Genomic DNA, 22,264 nt, shown 5'->3' with positions numbered 1-22,264 from the left:
TTGCAGATTGTCAAGGGTCGAGGCCTGGGCGCGACCCCTTGCCTGTTGATCGAACGGTCAATAGAGTGGCCGCATGGTCGCATCGCCCCGCCTCTCGCTCGCCTCGACCCTCGCCGCCGTCTACCTCGTGCTCGTGGTCGTGGCGATCCCGGCGCTCATCGTCCTCACGGTCGTCTCCCCGCACCTCGCACCGGTCGAGGCCTGGATCCATGCCGTGATCGTCCTGCTGCTGGGGGTGCTGCTCCCGCTGCGGCTGCGGCGGGCCGCGACCGGCTCCCGCTCCGCACTGCGCGCGGCCGGCATCATCGCCGCCGTGCTGCTGCTGGCCAACGTCGTCGAGGCGCTGATCCCCGGCCTCTTCCCGACCTGGATGCGCGCGGAGATGATCGTCATCGCGGTGCTCATGGCCGGCGTCGTCACCGGCGTGAGCCTCGAGGCCGCCCGCACGAGCCCCGGCGGACGGGCCGCGTGATGGCGGGCCGCCGGCTCCCGCCCGACCAGCGTCGCGCCCAGATCGTGCAGGCGACCATCGAAGCCGTCGCCGCCCGCGGCTTCGCGGCCAGCAGCCTCGAGGTGATCGCCGCCCGGGCGGGCGTCTCCAAGGCGCTCGTCGCCCACTACGCCTCCTCGCGAGACGCCCTCATGGCCGAGGCCGCGCGGACCGCGCTCGTCCAGCTGCGCAGCCAGGTCGCGCAGGGTCTCGACGCGGAGGCCGACGCGGTGACCTTCCTGCGCGCGGCGATCAGGGGAGCGGCGCGGCTCGCACGCACCCACGAGCGCGAGCTCGCGGCCCTCGAGCAGATCGTCGCCGGACTGCGCGACGAGGACGGCGGACCGGTGCTCGGCATCGCGGACATGGAGGAGACCTTCGAAGGGCAGGAAGGCGTGTTCGCCCGAGGGCAGCGCGAAGGGGTCATCCGGGCCGGGGCGGATCTGCGCACCCTCGCCCTCGTCTACGAGGGCGCCGTCGAGGCCATGGTCTCCCACCTGCGCGCCCACCCCGAGGCGAACACCGACGCCTTCGCCGAGGGCGTCGCCGACGTGCTGCTGACCGGGATCGCGGCGCGGTCCTGACGCCTCGGCGCCCGGGCCCGACGGGTCAGTGCGCGGGCAGCTCGCCCTCGCCGGGCGTGACGCGCAGGTCCGCCTCGTCGATCGCCACGTCGTTGATCGAGGCCTCGCGGCGGCTCATGTACCCGAGCTCGTCGAACTCCCAGAGCTCGTTGCCGTAGGAGCGCCACCACTGGCCGTCCGCGTCGTGCCATTCGTACTGGAAGCGCACGGCGATCCGGTCGTCCGTGAACGCCCAGAGGTTCTTGCGCAGGCGGTACTCCTGCTCGCGCTCCCACTTGCCGCGCAGGAACTCGACCACCTGCTCGCGGCCGACGAGGAACCGGTCGCGGTTCCGCCACACGGTGTCCTCGGTGTACGCGCCGGCGACGCGCTCGGGGTCGCGCGTGTTCCAGGCATCCTCGGCGGCCTGGACCTTCGCCCGGGCGGTCTCCTCGGTGAAGGGCGGCAGCGGAGGGCGCGGGTCGGGATCGGGACTCGTGGGATCGGTGCGCGTGGTCATGGCTCGATCCTCGCGCGGGGCGGCCGCGAGCACCAGGGGTCGGGCGCGCCGACCTGCCTGCCGATCCTCGCGCCGCTACTCGCCGACCTCCCCGTCGATCGACTCGCGCAGCAGGTCGGCGTGGCCGTTGTGGCGCGCGTACTCCTCGATCATGTGCGTCATGATCCAGCGCAGGCTCGGGCTGCGCCCGTCGGGGAACCGGCGCCTGGCCGCGATGCCCAGCCCGCCCTCCTCGTGCGCCCGGGCGGCGAGCTCGCGGGCGCGCTCGACCGACGCGGTCCACAGCGCGCGCACCTTGTCGGGGTCGTCGGCGACCGCGGTCTCCCACTCCCAGTCGGGCCGGGCCCTCCAGTCGACGGACGCCCAGGGCTCCCGCAGCGGCTCGTCGTGCAGGTCGCGGCTGAACCAGTCGTCCTCGACGTAGGCCAGGTGCTTCATCATCCCCGCGAGCGTCATCGGGCTCGGCGGGAGGGTGCGTGCGAGCTGCGCGGCGTCGAGCCCCCGGCACTTCCAGGCGAACGTGGCTCGCTGGTAGTCGAGGAACCCGCACAGGGTCCCCCACTCGTCGGCGTCCAGGGGCGGGTCGAGGCGGCCGTGCTCGTCGAGTTCCGGTGTCATGCTCCGCGAGCCTAGACCCGGGGTCCGACGGACCCGTGGCCGCGCGCCCGTCCGCCGGTCCCGGACCGCCCGTCGGCCGGCTCTTGCGCCCCCGCCGAGGTTCGCTTAGCCTCCCCTTAGTTGATACCCATAACTTCGAGGACGGGAGGGCGCCGATGGCGCGCGTCGGCGGGCGGCCCCGGCAGGTCCGGAGCGAGGACATCGTCCGCGTCGGGCGCGAGCTGGGCCTCGAGCGTCTGAGCATGCACGCCGTCGCCGAGCGCCTCGGCGTCACCGCGACCGCGCTCTACCGGCACGTCGAGGGGCGACGGGGCCTCGAGCGCCTGGTGGGGGAGAGCTTCCTCGCCGACATCGAGCTCGAGGACGACCCCGCCCACAGCACCGAGCGCCACCTCCTGAGCTTCGGGATGCAGCTGCGCGCGGCCATCCTCGCGACCCCCGGCCTCGCGGGCTACGTGCAGACCCTCTTCCCGCGCGGCGAGAACGGGCGCCGCCTGCTCGCGACCGAGGTCGAGGCCCTGGGCCGACGGGGCTACGACGCCGACGCCGCGATCGTGCTCGCGGCCGCGGTCGCCTCGGTCGCCATCGGTTTCGCCGCCGCGGAGGAGACCCGCAGGCAGCACCGGGAGGGCCTGAGCTCCCAGCAGCTCGCTGCCGAGGCCCAGCTGCTGGCCGACACCGCACTCGGGCCGGCGGTGCGCTCCCTGCCCGATGTCGGCGACGACGACTACGTGCGGCTCTGGCTGGGCGCCGCGGTGCGCGGCTTCGTGGCGTCGGCGCCGCCCGGATCCAGCGCCCACCAGATCAGGGCCGCCCTCGACGCGGCGGAGAAGGAGCAGTGATGGCCAGACGAGGCGTGGGCGGCGCGATCATGCGCGCGTACGGCGCGAAGGACCACGAGGCCACCGTGACGGGCACCGAGACCCTCGCACCGGGTTTCGTGCGCATCCACATGCACTCGGACACGCTGCTCGAGGACGACGTGCTCGCCCCGGCCGCGGCCGTGCGCTTCTGGTTCCCGGACCACGAGGGCAAGGACTTCGAGCACCAGCGCGGATACACCGTCGCCCAGGGCGACGCCGCGACCGGCGACTTCGCGATCGACATGGTGCTGCACGAACCCGCCGGGCCCGCCTCCGCCTGGGCGCGCGGCGCCGAGGTCGGGACCACGGTCCAGGTGACCCCCTTCGGCAGTCCCCGCTTCGACCTGCCCTTCGAGCTCCCCGCCGGGTACCTGCTGATCGGCGACTCGGCCTCGATCCCCGCGATCAACGGCATCCTCGGCGTCGTCCCCGCCGAGGTGCCCATCGAGCTCTACCTCGAGGAGCACGCGGAGACCGATCGCAGCATCCCCCTCGCCGAGCACCCGCGAGCCGCGGTGCACTGGGTGCCCCGCCGGGGCGAGCAGTCGCTCGCCGCCGCCATCGAGACCCGCGACTGGTCGGACTGGTACGTCTGGACGGCGCCGGAATCGGGCTCGCTGAAGATCCTGCGGACACGCCTCAAGGAGGAGTTCGGCTTCCCCCGCAGCGAGATGCACGCGCAGGCCTACTGGTACTACGGCCGGGCGTTCGGGTCGAACCGCTCCAAGGCCGCACCGGAGCCCGTGCCGGAGCCGGTGGCGGAGCCAGAAACGGAGCCGGTGCCGGTGCCGGAGAGCGGGGCGGAGCAGGAGGCGCGGTCGTCCGCGCCCGGGACCGAGGAGGAGCAGGAGAGCGCACCGGTCCCCGCTGCCCGCACGTCGACCGGTCGATGGAGCACCCAGGCCGGCGGCCGCCTGCTCGCCCCGATGCGCACGCACCTGATCGTCGCGGGCGTCGTGCAGGCCCTCGTCACCCTGCTCCAGCTGGCGCCGTTCGTGCTGCTCGTCGAGCTCGCGCGCCGTCTGCTGCGGGGCGACGACCCATCCCGTCTGTGGGCCCTCGGCATCTGGGCCGTGGTCCTCATGGGGCTCGGGGTCCTCGCCTCCGCGGCACTCATGGCGTGGCTCCACGCGGTCGACGCGCGCTTCGCGCGCGACGTGCGCGAGCGGCTCCTCGCGAAGCTCTCGAGGGTCCCGCTGGGCTGGTTCGACGCCCGCGGCTCCGGGCGCATCAAGCAGCTCGTCCAGGACGACACGCTCTCGCTGCACTACCTGGTCACCCATGCCGTGCCCGACGCGGCGGCCGCCGCGGTCGCGCCGATCGGGGTGCTCGTCTACCTGTTCGTCGTCGACTGGCGGCTCGCCCTGATCCTGCTGCTCCCGGTGCTCGCCTACGTGTGGGGGATGATGGTGATGCTGGTCCAGTCCGGCCCGAAGACCGCCCTCGCGCTGCGGTGGGCCGAGCGCATGAACGTCGAGGCCGGCGCCTATCTCGACGGGCAGCCCGTGATCCGCGTGTTCGGCGGCGCCGCGTCCTCGAGCTTCCGCGCCCGCCTGGGGGAGTACGTCGAGTTCCTGCGGGCCTGGCAGCAGCCGATGCTCGGGCAGAGGACCTTCATCAACCTCGTGACCAGGCCCGGCACCTTCCTGCTGCTCATCTGCGCCCCCGGCACCCTGTTCATCGTCACCGGTTCCATGGCGCCGATCGACCTGCTGCCGTTCCTGCTGCTGGGGACGACGTTCGGAGCGCGCCTGCTGGGCGTCGGCTACGGGCTGGGCGGCCTGCGCACGGGGATGCTCGCCGCGCGCCGCATCCAGGTGGCGCTGGACGAGCCGGAGCTCGAGACCCTTCCGTCGCCGACGGACGGGACGGGCGCGGCGGTCCCGGCGGCCGCCCCGAACCCCGCGACCGAGCCCGCCCGCGCGGGCCGGGTCGAGTTCGACCGCGTCGGCTTCTCGTACCGCCCCGGCGTGCCCGTGCTGGAGCACATCGACCTCACCCTCGAGCCCGGCACGGTGACGGCGCTCGTCGGCCCCTCGGGATCGGGCAAGTCCACGCTCGCCGCGCTCCTCGCCCGCTTCCACGACGTCGACGGCGGCGCCATCCGCGTGGACGGAACCGACCTGCGCTCCCTCACAGCCGACGAGCTCTACAGCCGCAACGGCTTCGTCCTCCAGCAGACCCAGCTGGTCCAGGGCACCGTGCGCGAGAACATCGCCCTGGCCGCACCGGACGCGAGCGACGCGCAGGTCGAGACCGCGGCCCGCGACGCCCAGCTGCACGAGCGCATCCGGCGCATGCCGCAGGGCTACGACACCGAGCTCGGTCCGGACGCGGCGCTCTCGGGCGGGGAGCGCCAGCGCCTGACCATCGCACGCGCGCTGCTCGCCGACACCCCTGTGCTCGTGCTCGACGAGGCCACGGCCTTCGCCGACCCCGAGTCCGAGTACCTCGTGCAGAGGGCGCTGAACCGGCTGACGGCCGGGCGCACCGTGCTCGTGATCGCCCACCGCCTCCACACCGTCACCGGCGTCGACAGGATCGTCGTGCTCGACCACGGCCGCATCGCCGAGACCGGCACGCACCAGGAGCTGCTCGCGCGCGAAGGCAGATACCGACGGCTGTGGGATGCGGGCAGGCCCCTCGCGTCGGCCCTCGACGCGGGATCCGGCACGGGAACGGAGGCGGCCCGATGATCCGCGCGATGATCTCCCTCCTGCCCCCGCACAGCGGCGGACTCGTCGCCCGGCACCTCGCGCTCACGGTCCTCGGCGTGGTCCTGCGCGCCGTCGGCTGCGTGCTGCTCGTGCTCCTGGTCTCGGCGCTGTTCAGCGGGACGCCCGCCACCGCCTGGCCGTGGCTGGGCGCGCTCGCCCTGGTCACCGTCGTCGGCTGGATCGTCGACCGCTCCGCCGGCCGGCTCGGCTTCCGCCTGGGCTTCGGGATCCTGCGCGACGGCCAGCGCACCGTCGCCGACCGCATCACCGGCATCCGCCTGGGCTGGTTCACGGCGGAGCACACCGCGACCACGCGGCAGGCCGTCGCGGCGACCGGGCCGGACCTCGTGGGCATCATCCTGAACTTCGTGACGCCGCTGGTCAGCGCCGTTCTGCTGCCCACGGTGATCGCGATCGCGCTGTTCCCGATCGCCTGGCAGCTGGGCGTCGCCGCGCTCGCCGGGATCCTCGTGCTGCTGGCGGCCATGTGGGCCTCGGGGCGCCTCTCGCGCAGCGCCGACCGCGCCGCCGCCCACGCGAACAGCCGGCTCACCGAGCGGGTCCTCGAGTTCGCCCGCACCCAGCAGGCGCTGCGGGCGGCGCGCCGCGCGGAGCCCGCGCGCAGCCACGTGGGGGCGGCGCTCGCCGCACAGCACGGCGCGACCATGCGCACCCTGCTCCTGCAGGTCCCCGGCCAGGTGCTGTTCGGGCTGGCCAGCCAGATCGCCCTGCTCCTGCTCGCGGCGACCACCGTCGTGCTCACCGTGCGCGGGACGCTCAGCGCGCCCCAGGCGATCGCACTGATCGTCGTGATCGTCCGCTGCCTCGAGTCCTTCACCGTGCTCGCCGAGCTCTCCCCGGGGATCGAGACGACCACCGGCGCGCTGCGGAACATCCGCGAGGTGCTGCGCGCGCCCCGCGACCCCGAGGGGACGTCGGATGCGGCGCCGGCCGACGCCCCGCGCATCGAGCTGCGCGGCGTCGGCTTCCGCTACGGGGAGGACGACCAGGCGGGGCCGGCCGTGCTCGAGGGCTTCGATCTGGCGCTCGCACCGGGCACCACCACGGCGATCGTCGGCCCCTCGGGCTCCGGCAAGAGCACCGTGCTCGCACTCCTCGCCGGGCTGCAGCACCCGAGCTCCGGCTCCGTTCTGATCGACGGGACGGACCTGTCCGCACTCGACGCGCGCACGCGCCGCGGGCTGATCAGCATGGTGTTCCAGCATCCCTACCTGTTCGAGGGCAGCATCCGGAAGAACGTGCTGGTCGGAGACCCACAGGCCGGTGAGGACAGGATCACGGAGGCCGCGGGGCTCGCCCGGGTCGACGCCCTCGTGGACCGCATGCCCGAGGGCTGGGACAGCGCGGTCGGCGAGGCGGGCGGCGGTCTCTCCGGCGGGGAGCGCCAGCGCGTCTCCATCGCCCGCGCGCTGCTCAAGCCCTCGCCCGTGCTGCTCGTGGACGAGGCGACGAGCGCGCTCGACACCGAGAACGAGACCGCGGTCGCCGCCGCCCTCACCGACGATCCGACCCCGCGCACACGGGTGATCGTCGCCCATCGGCTCAGCAGCATCCGGGCCGCCGATCGCGTGGTCTTCCTCGAGGGAGGGCGCATCGTCGAGGACGGGACCATCGCGGACCTGCTCGCGGCCGACGGCCGCTTCGCCGAGTTCTGCCGCCAGCAGGACGCCGCCGGGGCCTGGCGGCTGACCAGCCGCTCCTGAGCGCCGACGGCTCTGCGCACCCGCCGAGGACACGAGCCGGGAGAGGAAGTCAACGTTGACCTTCGCCGCCGCCGTCCTCATAGTTGGTGGGTCTTCGAGAGGCGGGGTGCGTGGACGAACGGACGAGTTCGGCAGGTCATAGCGGTATCGATGCAGGTGGGAGCCGAGAGGGGCAGGCGGCGGTCGAGCAGCGCGCGGTGGACCGCATGCATGCACAGCTCGACCGGGAGGTGGCGGAGCGGAGCGAGGCGCAGCAGCGGGCGCTCGCGGCCCCCGTCGGCGGTCCGGCGGACGCCTATGCGCGGGACGTCGAGGTGCACCGACTGGCGGAGAGGATCCGGCAGCTGCGGGCGGCCGAGCGCTCGCTGTGCTTCGGGCGCATCGACGGCAGCGGCGACGGGGGCGCCGCGCCCGCGGACGGCCTGCACATCGGCAGGATCGGCATGCGCACCCCGGAGGGCGCCACGCTGCTGGTGGACTGGCGCGCCGAGGCCGCGCGCCCCTTCTACGCCGCGACCATGGTCAGCCCGATGGGCCTGCGCAGGCGCCGTCACCTGCGCACGGACGGCCGACGGGTCGTCGGCGTCAGCGACGAGATCCTCGACGGCAGCGCACCGCTGCCGGGCGACGTCGTCGGCGACGGACCCCTCACCGCGTCCCTCAGCGGACCCCGCACGGGACGGATGCGCGAGGCCGCCTCCACCCTGCAGTCCGAGCAGGACGAGATCGTCCGCTCGCCCCATCGCGGCGTGACCGTGGTCGACGGCGGACCGGGCACGGGCAAGACCATCGTCGCGCTGCACCGCGCCGCCTTCGTGCTCTACGCATGGCCGGCCATCGCCGGGCGCGGCGTCATGGTGTTCGGACCGAACCGGCGCTTCCTCACCTACATCTCCGACGTGCTCCCCTCGCTCGGGGAGAACGACGTGCACCTGGCGACGCTCCCCGACCTCGTCGGCGCGGAGCCCGCGCGCACGGAGCCCGACCGCATCGCCCGGCTCAAGGGCCGCGCCGAGCTCGCGGACGCCCTCGCCGCGCACGTGCGCGAGCATCAGCCCCACGGGGTGCCGCTCGCGCTGCGCACGGCCCACGACACCGTCGTGCTCGACGCCGCGCTCGTCGACGCCGCCCGACGATCCGCGCTGCAGGGCGCCTCCGGGCACACCGAGGCCCGCGCCCTGTTCCTCGAGGCGATCGTGGACGACCTGGTCAGCGAGCTCGAGGCGCGCACCACGCGGGAGGACAGCGCCTTCGAGGCGGAGCTCGAGGCCGCCTACGGACTGAACCTCGACCGGGCGGTCGCGGGAGACCTCACCCGGATGGGCGGCGACGGCGCGCAGGGGACGGGCGCCGACCTCGACATCGACTGGGAGCAGATCCACGAGGACCTGCTCGAGGATCCCGCCATCGACCGCGCCGTCGAGACCGTGTGGCCGCGCCTCGATCCCGAGGACGTGGTGCGCCGCGTCCTCGCCGATCCCGCGGCGCTCGCCCGCGCGCTGCCGGAGGCGTCGGCTGAGGACCTCGAGCAGATGGCGGGGACGGACGACCGCGCCGGCGCGAGCGGCCCGACGGACTGGACCTTCGCCGACCTCGCCCTGCTCGACGAGGCGAGGGCGCTCGTGGACGGCCCGCCCGAGGACGTCGTCGGCCACATCGTCGTCGACGAGGCCCAGCAGCTCTCCCCGATGCAGTGGCGCGCCCTCGTGCGGCGCTGCCCGGAGCGCTCGATGACGGTGGTCGGCGACCTCGCCCAGGCGGGGCCCACCAGCACGATCCGCAGCTGGGACGAGGCGCTCGCCCCCTTCGTCCAGGACCGCTTCGAGCATCGGACCCTGAGCGTCAACTACCGCACCACCGCGGAGATCCTCGAGTCCACCCGCGAGCTGCTCGCGCGGATCGCCCCGCAGCAGCGGCTCTCGCGCTCCCTGCGCCACGGCGAGGACCCGGCCCGGGTGCCCTCCTCGCGCGGCGGTCTCCTCGAGGACCTGCGCCGCGCGGTCGACGGGCTGCGCGCGAGCGACCCCGACGGCCTCGTCGGCGTGATCACCACGGCCGGCGACGCGGACGCGGCGCAGGACGCTCTCCGCGGCACCGGCGCGAGCGTGGTCCCCGCGCCCGACGCGCGCGGTCTCGAGTTCGACAGCGTGATCGTCGTGGACCCCTCCGCGATCGAGGCCGCGGGCGAGGCGGGGGCGCGGGACCTCTACGTGGCGCGCACCCGCGCGACCCACCGACTGGTGACCCTCGAGCCGGGATGGGATGATCCCGAGTCATGACCCTGATCCTCCTGGGCACGGCGATCGCCCTGATCGTCGGCGCCGTCGGCACGCGGCTCTACACGGAGCTCGCCAAGCGCAGGGGGTGGGCCCAGTTCGTGCGCATGGACGGGCCGACGACCCACCTGTCCAAGCGCGGCACCCCGCAGATGGGCGGGATCGCCATCATGGGCGCGACGCTCGCCGGCTACCTGCTCGCGCACCTGGTCACGTGGTCGCCGCCCACGGTGTCCGGCATGCTCGTGCTGTTCCTGATGCTCGGCGTCGGGTTCGTCGGCTTTCTCGACGACTGGACGAAGATCCGCCAGGAGCGCTCCCTCGGGCTGCGATCGTGGCAGAAGCTGCTGGGCCAGACCACGGTGGCCGTCGTCTTCGCCCTGCTCGCCAGCCGCTTCGCCCGCGACGGCATCACCCCGGCGAGCTTCCGGATCTCCCTGGTGCGCGACACGGCGATCGACCTCGCCGCCTTCGGGGTGATCGTGGGGACCCTCCTGTTCGTAGCGTGGGCCGTCCTCATGATCACCGGCACGAGCAACGGCGTGAACCTCACCGACGGCCTCGACGGCCAGGCCGCCGGCGCCTCCGCGATGGCCTTCGCCGCCTACGCGTTCATCGGGATCTGGAAGTCGCTGCAGAACTGCCGCGCACTGGTCGAGCCGGGCTGCTACGAGGTGCGCGACCCCCTGGACCTCGCCCTCGTCGCCGCCTGCCTCGCCGGCGCCTGCATCGGCTTCCTGTGGTGGAACACGCCGCCCGCCATCCTGTTCATGGGCGACACCGGCTCCCTCGCCCTCGGCGGTGCCCTCGCCGGCCTCGCGATCATGACCCGCACCGAGCTGCTGATGATCCTCCTCGGCGGCCTCTTCGTCTTCGAGACCGTCACCGTGATCCTGCAGGTCGGCTTCTTCAAGCTCACCAAGCGGCGCAACAACGGCGTGGGCAGGCGCCTGTTCCTCATCACGCCCATCCACCACCACTTCGAGATGCGCGGCTGGAGCCAGGTCACCGTCTCCATCCGGTTCTGGCTGATCAGCGCGATCTGCGTGGGCGCCGGGCTGGCGCTGTTCTACGGCGAGTGGGTGCTGAGGGCGGGGTGAGCGCGGTGGCCGTCGGCCCTCTCGCCGGCGGCGCGGCGCAGCACCTTCGTGAAGCGCTTGGGCCGGGAGAGATTCGCGAGGTGGCCGGCGTCGTCGAGGATCACGAGGCGCGCGTCGCGCGCGGCCTCCACGAACAGGGCTTCGTGCCGCCGGAAGGGATCCTGCGCGCCGTTGATGAAGGTCAAGGGCACGTCGATCGCGGCGACGTCGGCCAGCAGGTCGAGGGAGCCGATGGTGCGCACCACGCCCCGGACCACCCCGTGGGCGCGCCCGCCCCCGTAGTAGCGCCGCGCCGCCTTCTCGCTGTGCCGACGCGCGAAGGCGCGGGCGACCCGCGCGTCGGAATCCCCGGGGATCCAGTCCTTCATGCTGATCCACAGCCCGTAGATCCGGGCCAGCGCCGGGCCCGGGACGATCGTGCAGTCGGCGGCGACCACGCCGGCCAGGCGCCCTGGATGCGTGCCGGCCCAGTGCAGGGTGAGGAAGCCGCCGAGCGAGAGGCCGACCAGCAGCGGCGGCTCCTCGCACGCGCTCACGGCGTCCTCGATCGTCGCGAGCGCCCCCTCGAGCGTGAACGGCTCGTCACGGCGCCGTCCGTGCCCCGGCAGGTCCGGCGCGATCACCGTGTACCCGCGCCGGCGCAGCCTGCGGGTCTGGCCCTTCCACATGGTCCGCGAGGACCGCACGGCGTGGACGAGGACGATGCAGCGGGTCGCGTCGTGTCCGACCGTCTCGCTCAGGTGCACAGGGTTCCCCGCTCTCGCACGTTCTCGGCTCTCTCGACTCTCGGGCGATGGACGCTCCTCGCCCCATGATCGGGCATGCGGGGCGCGCTGTCAGCGGCCGCGGGGCGGGATGAGGGCGCGTCAGGAGGGCAGGGGCGTGGCGGTGAAGACGCCGTCGGGGTCGAAGCGGGACTTCGCCCTGCGCAGACGATCGGCGTGGCCCCCGTACGAGGCCGCGACCTGATCCGTGAACTGCGGAGCGAGGAAGTTCGGATAGCCGCCGGGGAGGGCGAGCGGCTCGAGGGTGCGCCGCACCTGCTCCGCCCACTCGACGTAGGGCTCCGGGTCCTCCCCGTCGGTCCACCCGGCCGAGATCTCCAGGGCCACGTGCTCCTCGCGCCGGCCGAAGGCGGTTGCATCCGCCGGCACGTCGGTCGCCGCGCCGTGGAACTGCCGCATCCCGATGCCGGCGCCGGATCCCGGCCGGTCCTCGGCCGCGGCGAGCAGCGTCGCGATGACCTCGGGGGTCAGGGCGCGGACCGTCCGCGCGCGCATGCACCAGTGCATCCCGTGCGGCACCTGCTGGTCGAAGCCCGCGAGCAGGTCCCGCTGCGTCGTCGGCTGCAGGTCCTCGACGAGAGGAGTGCCGAGTCCTCGCACCGCGTCGAGCGCGGGGCCCGCCCCGTCGGGCTCGCCGGACCACACCGCGACCACGAGCACGCTGGGGCCGACGACGGGGACGCGCGTGAGCTCGGCGAGGAGGGTCAGGCCGCGGATCCCGCGTGCGATGAGCTCGGCGCAGCCGTCGAGCACCGTCGCCGCCTGCGACCCCGGGAAGAGCACGGTCCCGCCGACGATGCCGGGGTCGCGGTGCAGGGCGATCCGCATCGACGTCACCACGCCGAAGTTCCCGCCGCCGCCCCGCAGCGCCCACAGCAGCTCCGGATCCTCCTGCGTCGAGGTGACAGTGCCGTCAGCCAGGACGACCTCCGCACTCAGGATGTTGTCGCAGGCCAGGCCCGCCGTGCCCAGAAGCGGGCCGTAGCCGCCGGCGAGGGAGAGCCCGGCCAGCCCCACCGATCCGGCGGTGCCGGTCGCGGCGAGCAGCCCGCGGGGGCTCGTTTCGGCGACGAGATCCCGGGCCAGGGCGCCGCCGCCGACGACCGCCTCCGTGCCTTCGATCCGCACGTCGCGCAGGTCGGTGAGGTCGATCGTGAGCCCGTCGGCCGCCAGGGACCGGCCCAGCCAGTCGTGGCCCCCGCCGCGCACGGCGAGGGGAGTGCCGTGCTCCCGGGCGATCCGGACGAGCGAGGACACCTGGTCGGTGCTGGTCGGCCGAGCGATGACGGCGGGTCTCGTCGTGACCGTGCCGTTCCACAGGTCGAGCGAGCGGGCGTACATGTCCTCGCCGGGCAGGGCGAGGGCGATCTCCGGGTGTCGGGCGCGGAGGTCGGTGACGAGGTCGTGCTGGCTCATGCGGGTCCGTTCTCTCGGGTGGGCTTCGTGCGGGGTTCGAGGGGGCGTGAAGGATCCATCGGAGTCCGTGTGGTCGGCACAGGGTCAAGGGGTCGGGATGTGGGGTGTTTGGGGTGCCAGCTGAGGTCGGGGTATTCGCAGCGGTTCCTCCACATGGGGGTGTTTTCCACGGGGTTATCCACTGAGAGGTTGTTGGGCGTGGAAGAGGGAGGTGTTTCTTCGGCTTATCCACATTCTCGATTGAGGTCTAGTTTTCGGTGGCAAGACGGGATAGAATCGGACATATCGATCGAGCGCGAGTGGCGGCGGGTTCATAGGTGAAGTCGCCGGATTCATTGTTCTCGTCTCTCGAATCAGGGTTATCGCATCGCGCAGTCTCGCGCTGGGTGGTGGAGTGCCGGGGGAGGGGGTGGGTGGTGTGAGTGCAGTCGAGCAGCCGGAGTCGCAGGGGCGTCTGGACCTTCCCGGGCAGCCGGCGATCGAGTCGACGTTCACGATCCTGGACGACCTGGAGAAGATGACCGAGCGTCAGCGCGAGGACATGCACGCCCACACGCCCCGGTTCGTGGCCGCGCCCCCGGAGGGCGTGAAGCCGCTGTTCATCGTGAAGGAACCCAAGAAGGCGGTCTGCCGGGAGGTGGTGGCGCGCAGGGTCAAGTCCCGCCCGGATGCGGAGCTCACCGCGCAGGTCCGCGCCCTCTGGGACGAGGGCGTCGACGAGTCCTACGAGCTCTCCCGCCGCTTCGTGGCCCTGGCGCCGTTCTGGGCGGGGCGTGAGGACATGGACGCCGACCCCTTTGAGGTCGAGCAGCAGGACCTGATGGTCGCGGTCGCGATGCGCTGCACCCGCGGGCAGGCCTCCAAAGCCATCACCGACGCCCACCGGGCCGTGGACCTCCTCCCGCGCTGCACCCAAGCCCTGGAAGCAGGCGAATTCCCGGCGGAATGGTTCCGCACCCTGCTGCGGCGCACCGCGGATTTCACGCCCGCGGAGATGGTGCTGGTGGATGTCACGGTCGCCTCGTGGTGTTTGGCGATCATGCCGAGAGTATTCACGAAATGCCTCGAACTCCTGGTGGCGAAGATTCAGCAGCGGCATCCGAAAGAACCCGAAGAAATCTCCTCCACCCGCCGTCGCATGGTCCTGGACCCCGGAACCCTCGATGGCGTCGCCTCGCTGCGGATCATCGGCCCGGCACCGGAGATCAAGGCATTGGCGGGGAAGTTCGATCAGGCGGCTCGGGCGATCCAGAACGCCCAGCGCCACGCCCTCATGGAGGGCACGGAGATCCCCCTGGATCCGGATCGTCGGGTGGAGAACGAGGGCATGCCCCTGTCGTTGAACCTGATCCGCTACCACCTCGCCCATGCCGCCCAGCTCGACACCGGCGGCATCACCGTTCCGGAGGCCAGGTTCCGGTTGAACGTGCTCGTCCCGTTCCTGACCCTCGTCGGCGGCGACGATGCCCCGGGCGTGCTGGAGGACGGGACGCCGATCCCGGCGCAGATGGCCCGTGAGATCGCCGGGAAGAGCGACGAGTGGTTCCGGGTCCTCACCGATCCCTCGAGCGGGGAGTTTCTGCCGCGTCCGGCGGAGAAGTACCGGCCGACCGGGGCGATGCTCGAACACCTGAGACTCCGCGGCCAGTCCTGCGGCGTCCCTGGCTGCGAGCGCGCAGCGTCTGTGGCCTCCGAAGCGGATCACATCGTGGAGTACAACCACGCGGACCCGGTGTGTGGTGGTCGGACGGCGGTGGAGAACCTGCACTTCCTGTGCTGGTTCCACCACGCGATGAAAACCGCCGGCAAGCTCGACCCCATCCGTGTAGAGGCGGACGAGTCACCGGCAGGGACCGCGGGCACGGTGTGGGAGATGCACGAACGCTTCCGCGTGTTCCGCGAGGACGACACCGATCTCCTCACCCCACAAGCCGTCGCACAGCTCGACGCCGTCTGGGACTCGATAGAGCGCAGGCAGGACGACTACGAGCAGCAACGCGAGGCAGCGGACGGGACCAGCGCAGAGTCGCCGTCTCCCGATCCCGCTCGGCTGGACTCACCGTGGCCGGTCCGGCCTGGTGTCCCGGACCCGTGGCCCCGCGTCGACATGGACCAGGCCGGTGCCCCTGACCTGGAAGAGGTCCCCGTCGAGAAACCCGTCAGGCGTCGATACCAGCCACTCCCGACGTTCCACTACGACGGCGACATCCCCATCAGCGCCACCACCCGAAGGCCACGCAAACGCCAGGATCCACCTCCGAAGTTCGACCCCGGACCGCCACCCTTCTGACCCACGGCGCGGCCCGCCATCGCAGGCCAGCAAGTCAGAACCCCGTCAGCAGCGCCACCCCATCTGTAGAGGGGCACACCACCGTGCCCCTCTACAGTTGCGCCCCAAAGGAGGCGGACGGCTGATCGTCGCTCTGCCAGCCCCTATAAGCCGGTGCGTCATCGGCTTCTCGGCCTTCGCCACGGAGAGCCCAGCTCGCACCGACGCGCGCGCCTTCGCCGTATCCGCGCCACGTGCAAGGATCGGGCCTCGGCGGAACGTGCCGCAGAGACCCGAGCAGCACGCGCGGGACGCAGACCCGAAGCGCAGACACCAGGTAGAGGAGCACTCCCATGAGGATGATCGGCATGCTGGGCGGGATGAGCTGGGAGTCGACGGCCGAGTACTACCGCCTGGCCAATCAGGCCGTGCGCGAGCGCCTGGGAGGGACGCACTCCGCGCGGATCGTCCTGGACTCCGTGGACTTCGCACAGATCGAGGCCATGCAGGAAGCCGGGGACTGGGGCGCGGCAGGGCGTCTGCTCGCCGAGCGCGCCCGCGCCCTCGAATCTGCCGGCGCCGACCTGCTGGTGCTGTGCACCAACACCATGCACCTCGTGGCCGACGCCATCGAGGCCGCCGTCGACATCCCGCTTCTGCACCTCGTCGACATCACGGCTGATGCGGTCGACCGGGCCGGGATCCGCCGCGTCGGTCTGCTGGCGACCGCCTTCACGATGGAGCAGGGCTTCTACGTGGACAGGATGCGCGAGCACGGCATCGAGGCGGTCGTCCCGGACGCCGAGGACCGCGCACTCGTGCACCGCGTGATCTACAAGGAGCTGGTCGTCGGCGTCGTCAGCGACGCCTCGCGCCGCGAGTACCAGCACGTCATCCAGCGTCTCGTCGACCGCGGCGCCCAGGGCATCATCCTGGGATGCACCGAGATCGAGCTGCTCATCGGGGCCGACGACGCCCCCGTCCCGGTGTTCCCGACCACGCGACTGCACGCGCAGGCCGCCGTCGACGCGGCACTTGCCGACTGAGGCGCAGGTGAGGTGGAGGCCCTACGTCTCCGTCGCGGCCTCGGCTCACCCCTCCGCGGGAACGTCGCCGCCGAACTCCCGGTCCACCTCGAAGACTCCCGCCAGGGCCGTGGTCTCGACGATCCTCTCCAGCCGCGCTTCGGAGTCTGGGTGCACGAGGGTCGGGATGATCTCCGCGAGCTTCTCGCTCGGGGCGTCGATCTCGAAGAGCGAGAGCACAGAACGAGGATTCTGCGGGTCGGTGGCCAGGCGGCAGCGCACGGGATAGTCGACCTCCGAGCGGCCGGGCGGCATCCAGGCCGCGATGAAGTCGTCGAGGGGGATGCCGGGTCGAAGGGTCCTGGCGAAGCACGCGATGATCATGGTCCGTCCTGCCTCGTCGTCGTCCGTCAACATTCGGCATCATTGATGTAATGGACGGTACATGAATCGTCGGCTCTCCGACAGGGCCGATGCTGCGAGAGGATCGGATTCCCACGATCCGCCCCGAATGCGGATCCTTCCGGGCGAGCGGAGAGAGGCGCGCAGTGGCGAGGACAGTGGATCAGAAGCACCGGGATGAGCTGGTGCGTCGGGTCGCCGCCGATCTGATCGCGAACGGGCTGGCCGGAGCGACGCTGCAGCGACTGGCGGCCGCCGCGGGGACGAGCGGGCGCATGCTCGTCCACCACTTCGGCTCTCGGGACTCGCTCATGGCGCTGGCGGTGGCCCGTGCGCGCGAGGACGAGCTCGCGGACATGCGCCGAGCCCTGCCGGCGGACGCGGACTTCGTCGGACGCCTTCCGGACGCGTGGCGCTGGTTCACGAGCCCCGAGGCCCGCGGGAGCTTCCGCCTGTTCGGAGAGGTCGCGGCCCAGGCGCGGCTCGCGCAGCCCGACGACGACCAGGGCGTCCGACGAGGGCTCAGCGAGGACTGGCTCGATCAGTTCGCGCTCGGCTTCTCCGCCTGCGGTCTCGACGCGCAGGAGGCCCGTGTGGCGGCCACGGAGCTTCTCGCGATCGTGCGCGGCCTCGTGCTCGACCTCGAGGCCACCGGAGATCTCGAGAGGGTGACGCAGGCCTACGGACGGCTCGTCGCGCACTGGGGACACGGCCTCGGCGCGGCTGCTCCCGCGTAGAACGTGCGTGGCGGGGCGGCCGAACCCCTCCCTCAGCCCAGCTCAGGAATGCGCAGCGACCCGTCGTCCTCGAGCGGGAACCCGGGGTTGAAGGCGATCTCCCAGAGGTGGCCGTCAGGATCCGCGAAACAGCCGGCGTAGCCGCCGTAGAACGTCTCCGCGGGCGCCCGCGTGATCGCGGCACCGGCGGACTCGGCGCGTGCGATGAGCTCGTCGACCTCCGCGGCCGATCGCAGGTTCTGGGCGAGGATGATCCCGTCGAACCCGTCGAACCCGTCGCCCGACGGAAGACCGGGGACGCCCGAGTCCCGGGCGAGCTTCTCGCGGCTCCACAGGACGAGTCCCATGCCTCCTGCCTGGAAGAACACGGTCTCCTCGACCTCCTGGCCCCGCCAGCCGAGCGCCTCGTAGAAGGACGTCGAGCGGCGGAGGTCGGAGACCCCGAGGGTGATGAGGGTGATACGCTGGTCCATGGTGTGCTCCTCGTGTCGGACGGTGCTCAGCCTGCCGCGGGACCCGTCGCGGGCGCGGTCGCCGTGGCCTCGTCCTCCGGTGCGGCCGAGCGGAACCTCCCGCTCAGCGGCAGCATGAGCAGCGCCGCGAGCAGCGGGCCGATCGCGAGGGTCACGAACGCGGAGTAGACCGAGCCGGTCGAGGCGAATACCGCCCCCACCACCGTCGGCACCACGACGCTGCCCAGCTGCCACACCGCGTTGAGCGTGCCCGCGGCCGAGCCGGAGTCGCCCGCGCCCGCGTAGTCGAGGATCAGGGCGTTCTGGATCGGCGAGTAGCAGTAGGCCGCGAAGCCCAGCACGGGCGCCGCGATGTAGAACGCCGGCAGGGAGCCCAGCGCCCCGAACACCAGCAGCATGAGCGCGAACAGCACGAGGATGCCTGCGGCCAGGTACTTGCGGTGGAAGGGCACGCGCCCCGCCACCAGGCCGATCACGGGCTTCATCACCACGGCGGTGATCGCGAACAGGGCGACGATCCCGCCCGCGTGCACCGGGTCGATGCCCTTGCCCTCGATCATCAGGGTGTTCGACCAGGTGATGAAGCCGTACGTGCCCCACAGGGAGAAGAAGCCGGCGATGCCCAGCACGATCAGGTCTCGGCTGCGCAGCACACGTCCCAGGTGCGGGGTGCGCGGCGCCGCCGGCGTCGCGAGCTCGGCGCCCTGGGCCTGCGGGGGCCGGGACCTGTGCAGCACGGCGATGACCAGGCCGAGCACGATCGAGATCGCGCCGAACAGGTGGTAGGAGAGCCGCCAGCCGTGTTCGGCGATCATCGTGGGCACCACGAGGTTCGCGACCACCGTGCCCAGCGACGTCGCGGTCGTGAACAGGCCGACGGCGAAGGTCCGCTCGCGTCCCGAGAACCACGAGGAGATCGACTTCGCGCCCGCCGAGTAGTCGGCTCCGGCGAAGAAGCCGACGAGCGCCTGCGCCACGAGGCCCAGTGCGAAGGACTCGACGCTGCCGAAGAACACCATCCCGGCGCCCGCGAGCACCATCGACGCGGTGAGCACCACACGCGGCCCCACCCAGTCCGAGGCCAGTCCGCCCAGGAAGTTCGAGACCACGTAGCCGATGTAGTAGCAGGTCGCGAACACGCCCAGGGAGGCGAGCGCGACCCCGAGGGCCTGGCCCACGCTCGGCGCCGCCGGGCCCCACACGGAGCGATCGAGCGAGGTCATCGTGAAGGCCGCCCATGCCAGCACCAGGATCAGCCAGCGGCGCGGATGCGGGGCCGGGAGGACGGAGGCGGCGGGAGCGCCGGAAGCGGGGGAGAAGGGTGAGGAGGAGGTGGTCATGCGGATTCCTGACGCGTCGATGCGGGGGAGGGGGCGGAGGCGGACGTGGATGAGGACGCGGCGCCGAGCATCGGCAGGACCTGCTCGAGGATCGGCTCTGCCGGGGCGAGGGTCGCGGCATGGGTGCGGCCGGGCAGGGGGACGAAGCGCGCGTCGGGCATCAGCGCCGCCGCACGCTCGGACTCCTCGAAGCGGGGATGGTCGCGATCTCCGGCCATCCACAGTGCGGGGACCGGGCACGCGGAGAGCTCGGCGTCGGGGATGCCGGGGGTCGTCTCGGTCGCCGTGAACAGGGCGGCCATCGCCAGGGGATCGGCGGCGAGGAAGGCCGTGCGGGTGCCGCGGTCGCGTCGGCCGGTGACCTCGGGTCCCAGGCCCTGCGCCTGGCAGAAGCCCTCCATGCCCTCGCTGCGCAGGGTCTCGACCGTGCCGGGGAAGAACACGGTGTCCACGGAGCCCTGCTGCGCGGAGGCGGAGCCGCCCAGGGAGACCAGGTGCGTCACGCGCTCGGGGCGGCGCACGGCCGCGGTGACGGCGATGCGCGCGCCGAGCGAGTAGCCGATCAGCGCCGCGCGCTCGATGCCCTCGGCGTCGAGGACGGCCATCAGGTCCGCGACGAACGCGCCCTGAGTATAGGCCGACGCCTCGTGTGGGGCGTCGGACCGTCCGTGCCCACGCAGGTCGATGCGGATCACCGTGCGGTCGCTCTTCAGCGCGTCGACGTACCCGTAGGCGCGCCAGATCGCGCGCGAGAGCACGGAGCCGTGGAGGAGGACGGCCGCGGGCCCGGAGCCGGTCACGTCATAGGCGATGCGGGCGCCGTCGGCGGGGGAGGGGATCTTCGGCACGGGCCGACGGTAGTCCTCGCCGCGCGGGAGCGGCAAAGCCGTCCCGCGCGCCGGGGCGTGCCCGGTCAGTGGCCGACGGGGGACTCCTCGACCTTCGCGAGCTGTAGGAGGTCCTCGGGGTCCAGCGCGATGTCGTCGACCGCGAGGTTGTCCTCGAGGTGGGCGACGGAGGCGGTGCCGGGGATCAGCAGCACGTTCTCGTACTGGGCGAGCAGCCAGGACAGAGCGACCTGCGTGGGCGCGACGCCGTGCTTCTGGGCGACGGCGGCGATGCGCGGATCGGCCGCGATCTTCTCGGGGCCGCCCGTGAAGGCCGAGCCCAGCGGGAAGTACGGGACGAAGGCCAGGCTGTGCTCGCGGGCGACCTCGAGCGCCTCCTGCCCGGAGCGGTCCAGGATCGAGTAGGGGTTCTGCACCGAGACCACGTCGGCCGCCTCGACCGCGCGGCGCACCGTGGCCGCCGGGACGCTCGAGATGCCGATCTGGGCGATCTTGCCCTGCTCGCGCAGCGTGACGAGGGCGGCGAGCTGCTCCTCGAGGTCCGGCTCCTCGCCGCCGGGGGCGTCGAGCTCGTAGCGGCGCAGGTTCACCATCGCCAGCTGCTCGGTGCCCAGGGCGCGCAGGTTCTGCTCGACCTGCTCGACGAGCTGATCGGGTTCGCCCGCGGGCAGCCACTCGCCCTTCTCGCCGCGCTGCGCGCCGACCTTCGTCACCAGACGCAGGTTCTCGGGATAGGGGTGCAGGGCCTCGCGGATGAGGTCGTTGACGACGTCGGGGCCGTAGAACTGGGCGGTGTCGATGTGGTCCACGCCGAGCTCGACGGCGCGGCGCAGCACCTTCTTGTTGTTCTCGGGATCGGCGGGCGGTCCGAAGACGCCCGGGCCGGCGAGCTGCATGGCGCCGTATCCGACGCGGCGGACGGTGAGGTCTCCGATGTGTCCAGTGCTCATGGGGGCCATCCTGCGCCTCGCCGACGGGGAGCGCCAACGGGTGCGCTGTGGGCGGAATGCGCCTCGGCTCTCGACGAGCGCTCCGGCGATGCGTACACTTTTCTGTACAGGTTGTGATCGGAGTGCGGCACGAGAGGCGAGGCGGTCATGAAGACGATGAGTTACACGGAGTCCCGTGCGCGCTACGCAGAGGTGCTCGACGGCGTCGTCGACGACCGCGAGGAGGTCGTCGTCACCCGTGCGGGGCACGACCCGGTCGTGATCCTCTCGCTCGAGGACTACGAGTCGCTGCGCGAGACCGCGTATCTCATGCGGTCGCCTCGCAATGCTCGCCGTCTCCTGGACGCGATGGAGCGACTCGAGTCCGGGGCCGGCAGCGAGCACGAGCTGATCGAGGACAACGGTCCGGATCCGGATCGGGCCTGAGATGCGGCTGGTCTGGGACGAGAACGCCTGGGAGGACTACCTCTGGTGGCAGGCGCAGGATCGTCGGGTGCTCCGCCGCATCAATGCGCTCCTCAAGGACATCGCCCGGAACGGGAACGAGGGGATCGGCAAGCCCGAAGCCCTCAAGCACGACTTCGCCGGCTACTGGTCCCGCCGGATCACCGACGAGCACCGGCTCGTCTACAAGCTCGTGGGCGCGGACGAAGTGCGCATCGCCGCGTGCCGGTACCACTACGGGTGAGCCCGGCGCGCAAACCCCTCGCCATCCCCGACGGCGCCGCGTAGATTCGCACGCCATGAGCACTGGAGCCTCCCCGCGTCCCGATGCGGCCGACGTCTTCGACCACCTGCGCGCCGAGGACGGCGAGCACGTGGGCTACATGGAGATGACCGCCGACGGCGGCTTCGTCCCCTACGACCTGCTGTGGCAGCGCCGCGGCGAGCCGATGGACCTCGACGAGGCGGAGGCCGTGCTCGACGGGATCGGCCTGCGGCTCCTCGCCGAGGACTGGCTGCTGCAGGAGGAGGCGGGGTGGACGCGCGTGCGCATCCGCGAGATCGATCGGGACCGCGTCGTCGTCGGCCGCGCGATCGAGAACATGTCCGCCCACGTCGCCAAGGCCATCGACCTCGTGGGCGGCATCGACGTCGCGCTGCCCACCGACCGGCTGCGGCTCGCGGGCGCCGCGCGCTGAGGGGGA

Annotated in this window: 22 protein-coding genes; 13 read left to right on the top strand and 9 right to left on the bottom strand. The window is 72.4% G+C overall.

Annotation, left to right across the window (positions count from 1 at the left end; all coding sequences use genetic code 11):
• The first annotated feature begins 73 nt into the window (after window positions 1–73).
• Window positions 74–472 (top strand): hypothetical protein, encoded by a 399-nt coding sequence (locus tag Bra3105_RS10330; protein ID WP_228356622.1) that lies wholly within the window; start codon window positions 74–76, stop codon window positions 470–472.
• Window positions 472–1,074 (top strand): TetR/AcrR family transcriptional regulator, encoded by a 603-nt coding sequence (locus Bra3105_RS10325; protein WP_228359636.1) that lies wholly within the window; start codon window positions 472–474, stop codon window positions 1,072–1,074. The genes Bra3105_RS10330 and Bra3105_RS10325 overlap by 1 nt, the downstream gene beginning before the upstream one ends.
• A 25-nt stretch (window positions 1,075–1,099) precedes the next feature.
• Here Bra3105_RS10325 and Bra3105_RS10320 read toward each other — a convergent pair whose 3' ends face one another.
• Complete coding sequence (locus Bra3105_RS10320) at window positions 1,100–1,573, bottom strand: nuclear transport factor 2 family protein (protein ID WP_228356621.1); 474 nt, start codon at window positions 1,571–1,573, stop codon at window positions 1,100–1,102.
• A 75-nt stretch (window positions 1,574–1,648) separates the two neighbouring features.
• Window positions 1,649–2,191: a DinB family protein gene (locus Bra3105_RS10315; protein ID WP_228356620.1), complete on the bottom strand. Its 543-nt coding sequence runs from the start codon at window positions 2,189–2,191 to the stop codon at window positions 1,649–1,651.
• A gap of 155 nt (window positions 2,192–2,346) precedes the next feature.
• Here Bra3105_RS10315 and Bra3105_RS10310 point away from each other — a divergent pair, with 155 nt between their 5' ends.
• The 5 genes from Bra3105_RS10310 to mraY all read left to right on the top strand — a co-directional run bounded on the left by Bra3105_RS10310 (window position 2,347) and on the right by mraY (window position 10,871).
• Window positions 2,347–3,033, top strand: coding sequence for a TetR/AcrR family transcriptional regulator (locus Bra3105_RS10310; protein ID WP_228356619.1), 687 nt, complete (start codon window positions 2,347–2,349; stop codon window positions 3,031–3,033).
• Window positions 3,033–5,750: an ATP-binding cassette domain-containing protein gene (locus Bra3105_RS10305; RefSeq protein WP_228356618.1), complete on the top strand. Its 2,718-nt coding sequence runs from the start codon at window positions 3,033–3,035 to the stop codon at window positions 5,748–5,750. The genes Bra3105_RS10310 and Bra3105_RS10305 overlap by 1 nt, the downstream gene beginning before the upstream one ends.
• Before the next feature lie 8 nt (window positions 5,751–5,758).
• Window positions 5,759–7,495 carry an ABC transporter ATP-binding protein gene (locus Bra3105_RS10300; RefSeq protein WP_323188813.1) on the top strand — a complete coding sequence of 579 codons (1,737 nt, stop codon included), beginning with the start codon at window positions 5,759–5,761 and terminating at the stop codon, window positions 7,493–7,495.
• A gap of 206 nt (window positions 7,496–7,701) precedes the next feature.
• The gene (locus Bra3105_RS10295) at window positions 7,702–9,774 is read left to right on the top strand and encodes a HelD family protein (RefSeq protein ID WP_228356616.1); all 2,073 of its coding nucleotides are present in this window, start codon (window positions 7,702–7,704) and stop codon (window positions 9,772–9,774) included.
• Window positions 9,771–10,871: a phospho-N-acetylmuramoyl-pentapeptide-transferase gene (gene mraY, locus Bra3105_RS10290; RefSeq protein WP_228356615.1), complete on the top strand. Its 1,101-nt coding sequence runs from the start codon at window positions 9,771–9,773 to the stop codon at window positions 10,869–10,871. Before Bra3105_RS10295 ends, mraY begins: the two co-directional genes overlap by 4 nt.
• Here mraY and Bra3105_RS10285 read toward each other — a convergent pair.
• Together Bra3105_RS10285 and Bra3105_RS10280 are read right to left on the bottom strand one after the other, a co-directional pair.
• Window positions 10,841–11,617: an alpha/beta fold hydrolase gene (locus Bra3105_RS10285; protein WP_228356614.1), complete on the bottom strand. Its 777-nt coding sequence runs from the start codon at window positions 11,615–11,617 to the stop codon at window positions 10,841–10,843. The two genes, mraY and Bra3105_RS10285, sit on opposite strands and share 31 nt — an antisense overlap.
• A 120-nt stretch (window positions 11,618–11,737) precedes the next feature.
• Window positions 11,738–13,072, bottom strand: coding sequence for an FAD-binding oxidoreductase (locus Bra3105_RS10280; protein ID WP_228356613.1), 1,335 nt, complete (start codon window positions 13,070–13,072; stop codon window positions 11,738–11,740).
• Between the two features lie 418 nt (window positions 13,073–13,490).
• Between Bra3105_RS10280 and Bra3105_RS10275 the strand changes: the two genes are divergently transcribed.
• Both Bra3105_RS10275 and Bra3105_RS10270 read left to right on the top strand, forming a co-directional pair.
• Window positions 13,491–15,362 carry an HNH endonuclease signature motif containing protein gene (locus Bra3105_RS10275; RefSeq protein ID WP_228356612.1) on the top strand — a complete coding sequence of 624 codons (1,872 nt, stop codon included), beginning with the start codon at window positions 13,491–13,493 and terminating at the stop codon, window positions 15,360–15,362.
• 332 nt (window positions 15,363–15,694) lie between these two features.
• Complete coding sequence (locus Bra3105_RS10270; RefSeq protein WP_228356611.1) at window positions 15,695–16,387, top strand: aspartate/glutamate racemase family protein; 693 nt, start codon at window positions 15,695–15,697, stop codon at window positions 16,385–16,387.
• 45 nt (window positions 16,388–16,432) lie between these two features.
• Here Bra3105_RS10270 and Bra3105_RS10265 read toward each other — a convergent pair whose 3' ends face one another.
• Window positions 16,433–16,783, bottom strand: a complete 351-nt coding sequence (locus tag Bra3105_RS10265) for a hypothetical protein (protein WP_228356610.1) — start codon at window positions 16,781–16,783, stop codon at window positions 16,433–16,435.
• Window positions 16,784–16,926: 143 nt separating this feature from the next.
• Here Bra3105_RS10265 and Bra3105_RS10260 point away from each other — a divergent pair, with 143 nt between their 5' ends.
• A complete protein-coding gene (locus tag Bra3105_RS10260; protein ID WP_228356609.1) occupies window positions 16,927–17,505 on the top strand; it encodes a TetR/AcrR family transcriptional regulator in 579 nt (192 codons plus the stop codon).
• Window positions 17,506–17,537: 32 nt separating this feature from the next.
• On the opposite strand, the gene Bra3105_RS10255 is transcribed toward Bra3105_RS10260, so the two are convergent.
• From Bra3105_RS10255 to Bra3105_RS10240, 4 genes are all read right to left on the bottom strand, one after another.
• A complete protein-coding gene (locus tag Bra3105_RS10255; RefSeq protein WP_228356608.1) occupies window positions 17,538–17,978 on the bottom strand; it encodes a VOC family protein in 441 nt (146 codons plus the stop codon).
• A gap of 26 nt (window positions 17,979–18,004) precedes the next feature.
• Window positions 18,005–19,318, bottom strand: coding sequence for an MFS transporter (locus Bra3105_RS10250; RefSeq protein ID WP_228356607.1), 1,314 nt, complete (start codon window positions 19,316–19,318; stop codon window positions 18,005–18,007).
• Complete coding sequence (locus Bra3105_RS10245; RefSeq protein WP_228356606.1) at window positions 19,315–20,166, bottom strand: alpha/beta fold hydrolase; 852 nt, start codon at window positions 20,164–20,166, stop codon at window positions 19,315–19,317. Before Bra3105_RS10245 ends, Bra3105_RS10250 begins: the two co-directional genes overlap by 4 nt.
• Before the next feature lie 65 nt (window positions 20,167–20,231).
• The gene (locus Bra3105_RS10240) at window positions 20,232–21,116 is read right to left on the bottom strand and encodes an oxidoreductase (protein ID WP_228356605.1); all 885 of its coding nucleotides are present in this window, start codon (window positions 21,114–21,116) and stop codon (window positions 20,232–20,234) included.
• A 147-nt stretch (window positions 21,117–21,263) separates the two neighbouring features.
• On the opposite strand from Bra3105_RS10240, the gene Bra3105_RS10235 reads away from it, so the two are divergent.
• From Bra3105_RS10235 to Bra3105_RS10225, 3 genes are read left to right on the top strand one after another with little or no spacing between them, the layout of a single operon-like run.
• Window positions 21,264–21,542: a type II toxin-antitoxin system Phd/YefM family antitoxin gene (locus tag Bra3105_RS10235; protein WP_200503266.1), complete on the top strand. Its 279-nt coding sequence runs from the start codon at window positions 21,264–21,266 to the stop codon at window positions 21,540–21,542.
• 1 nt (window position 21,543) lies between these two features.
• Window positions 21,544–21,804 (top strand): Txe/YoeB family addiction module toxin, encoded by a 261-nt coding sequence (locus tag Bra3105_RS10230; RefSeq protein ID WP_200503265.1) that lies wholly within the window; start codon window positions 21,544–21,546, stop codon window positions 21,802–21,804.
• A gap of 55 nt (window positions 21,805–21,859) precedes the next feature.
• A complete protein-coding gene (locus Bra3105_RS10225; protein ID WP_228356604.1) occupies window positions 21,860–22,258 on the top strand; it encodes a serine/threonine protein phosphatase in 399 nt (132 codons plus the stop codon).
• Window positions 22,259–22,264: the final 6 nt, after the last annotated feature.

Origin of the sequence: Brachybacterium halotolerans subsp. kimchii, assembly GCF_020792675.1 — a bacterium.
GTDB lineage: Bacteria > Actinomycetota > Actinomycetes > Actinomycetales > Dermabacteraceae > Brachybacterium > Brachybacterium halotolerans.
This window is presented reverse-complemented; position numbering and strand designations above follow the sequence as displayed.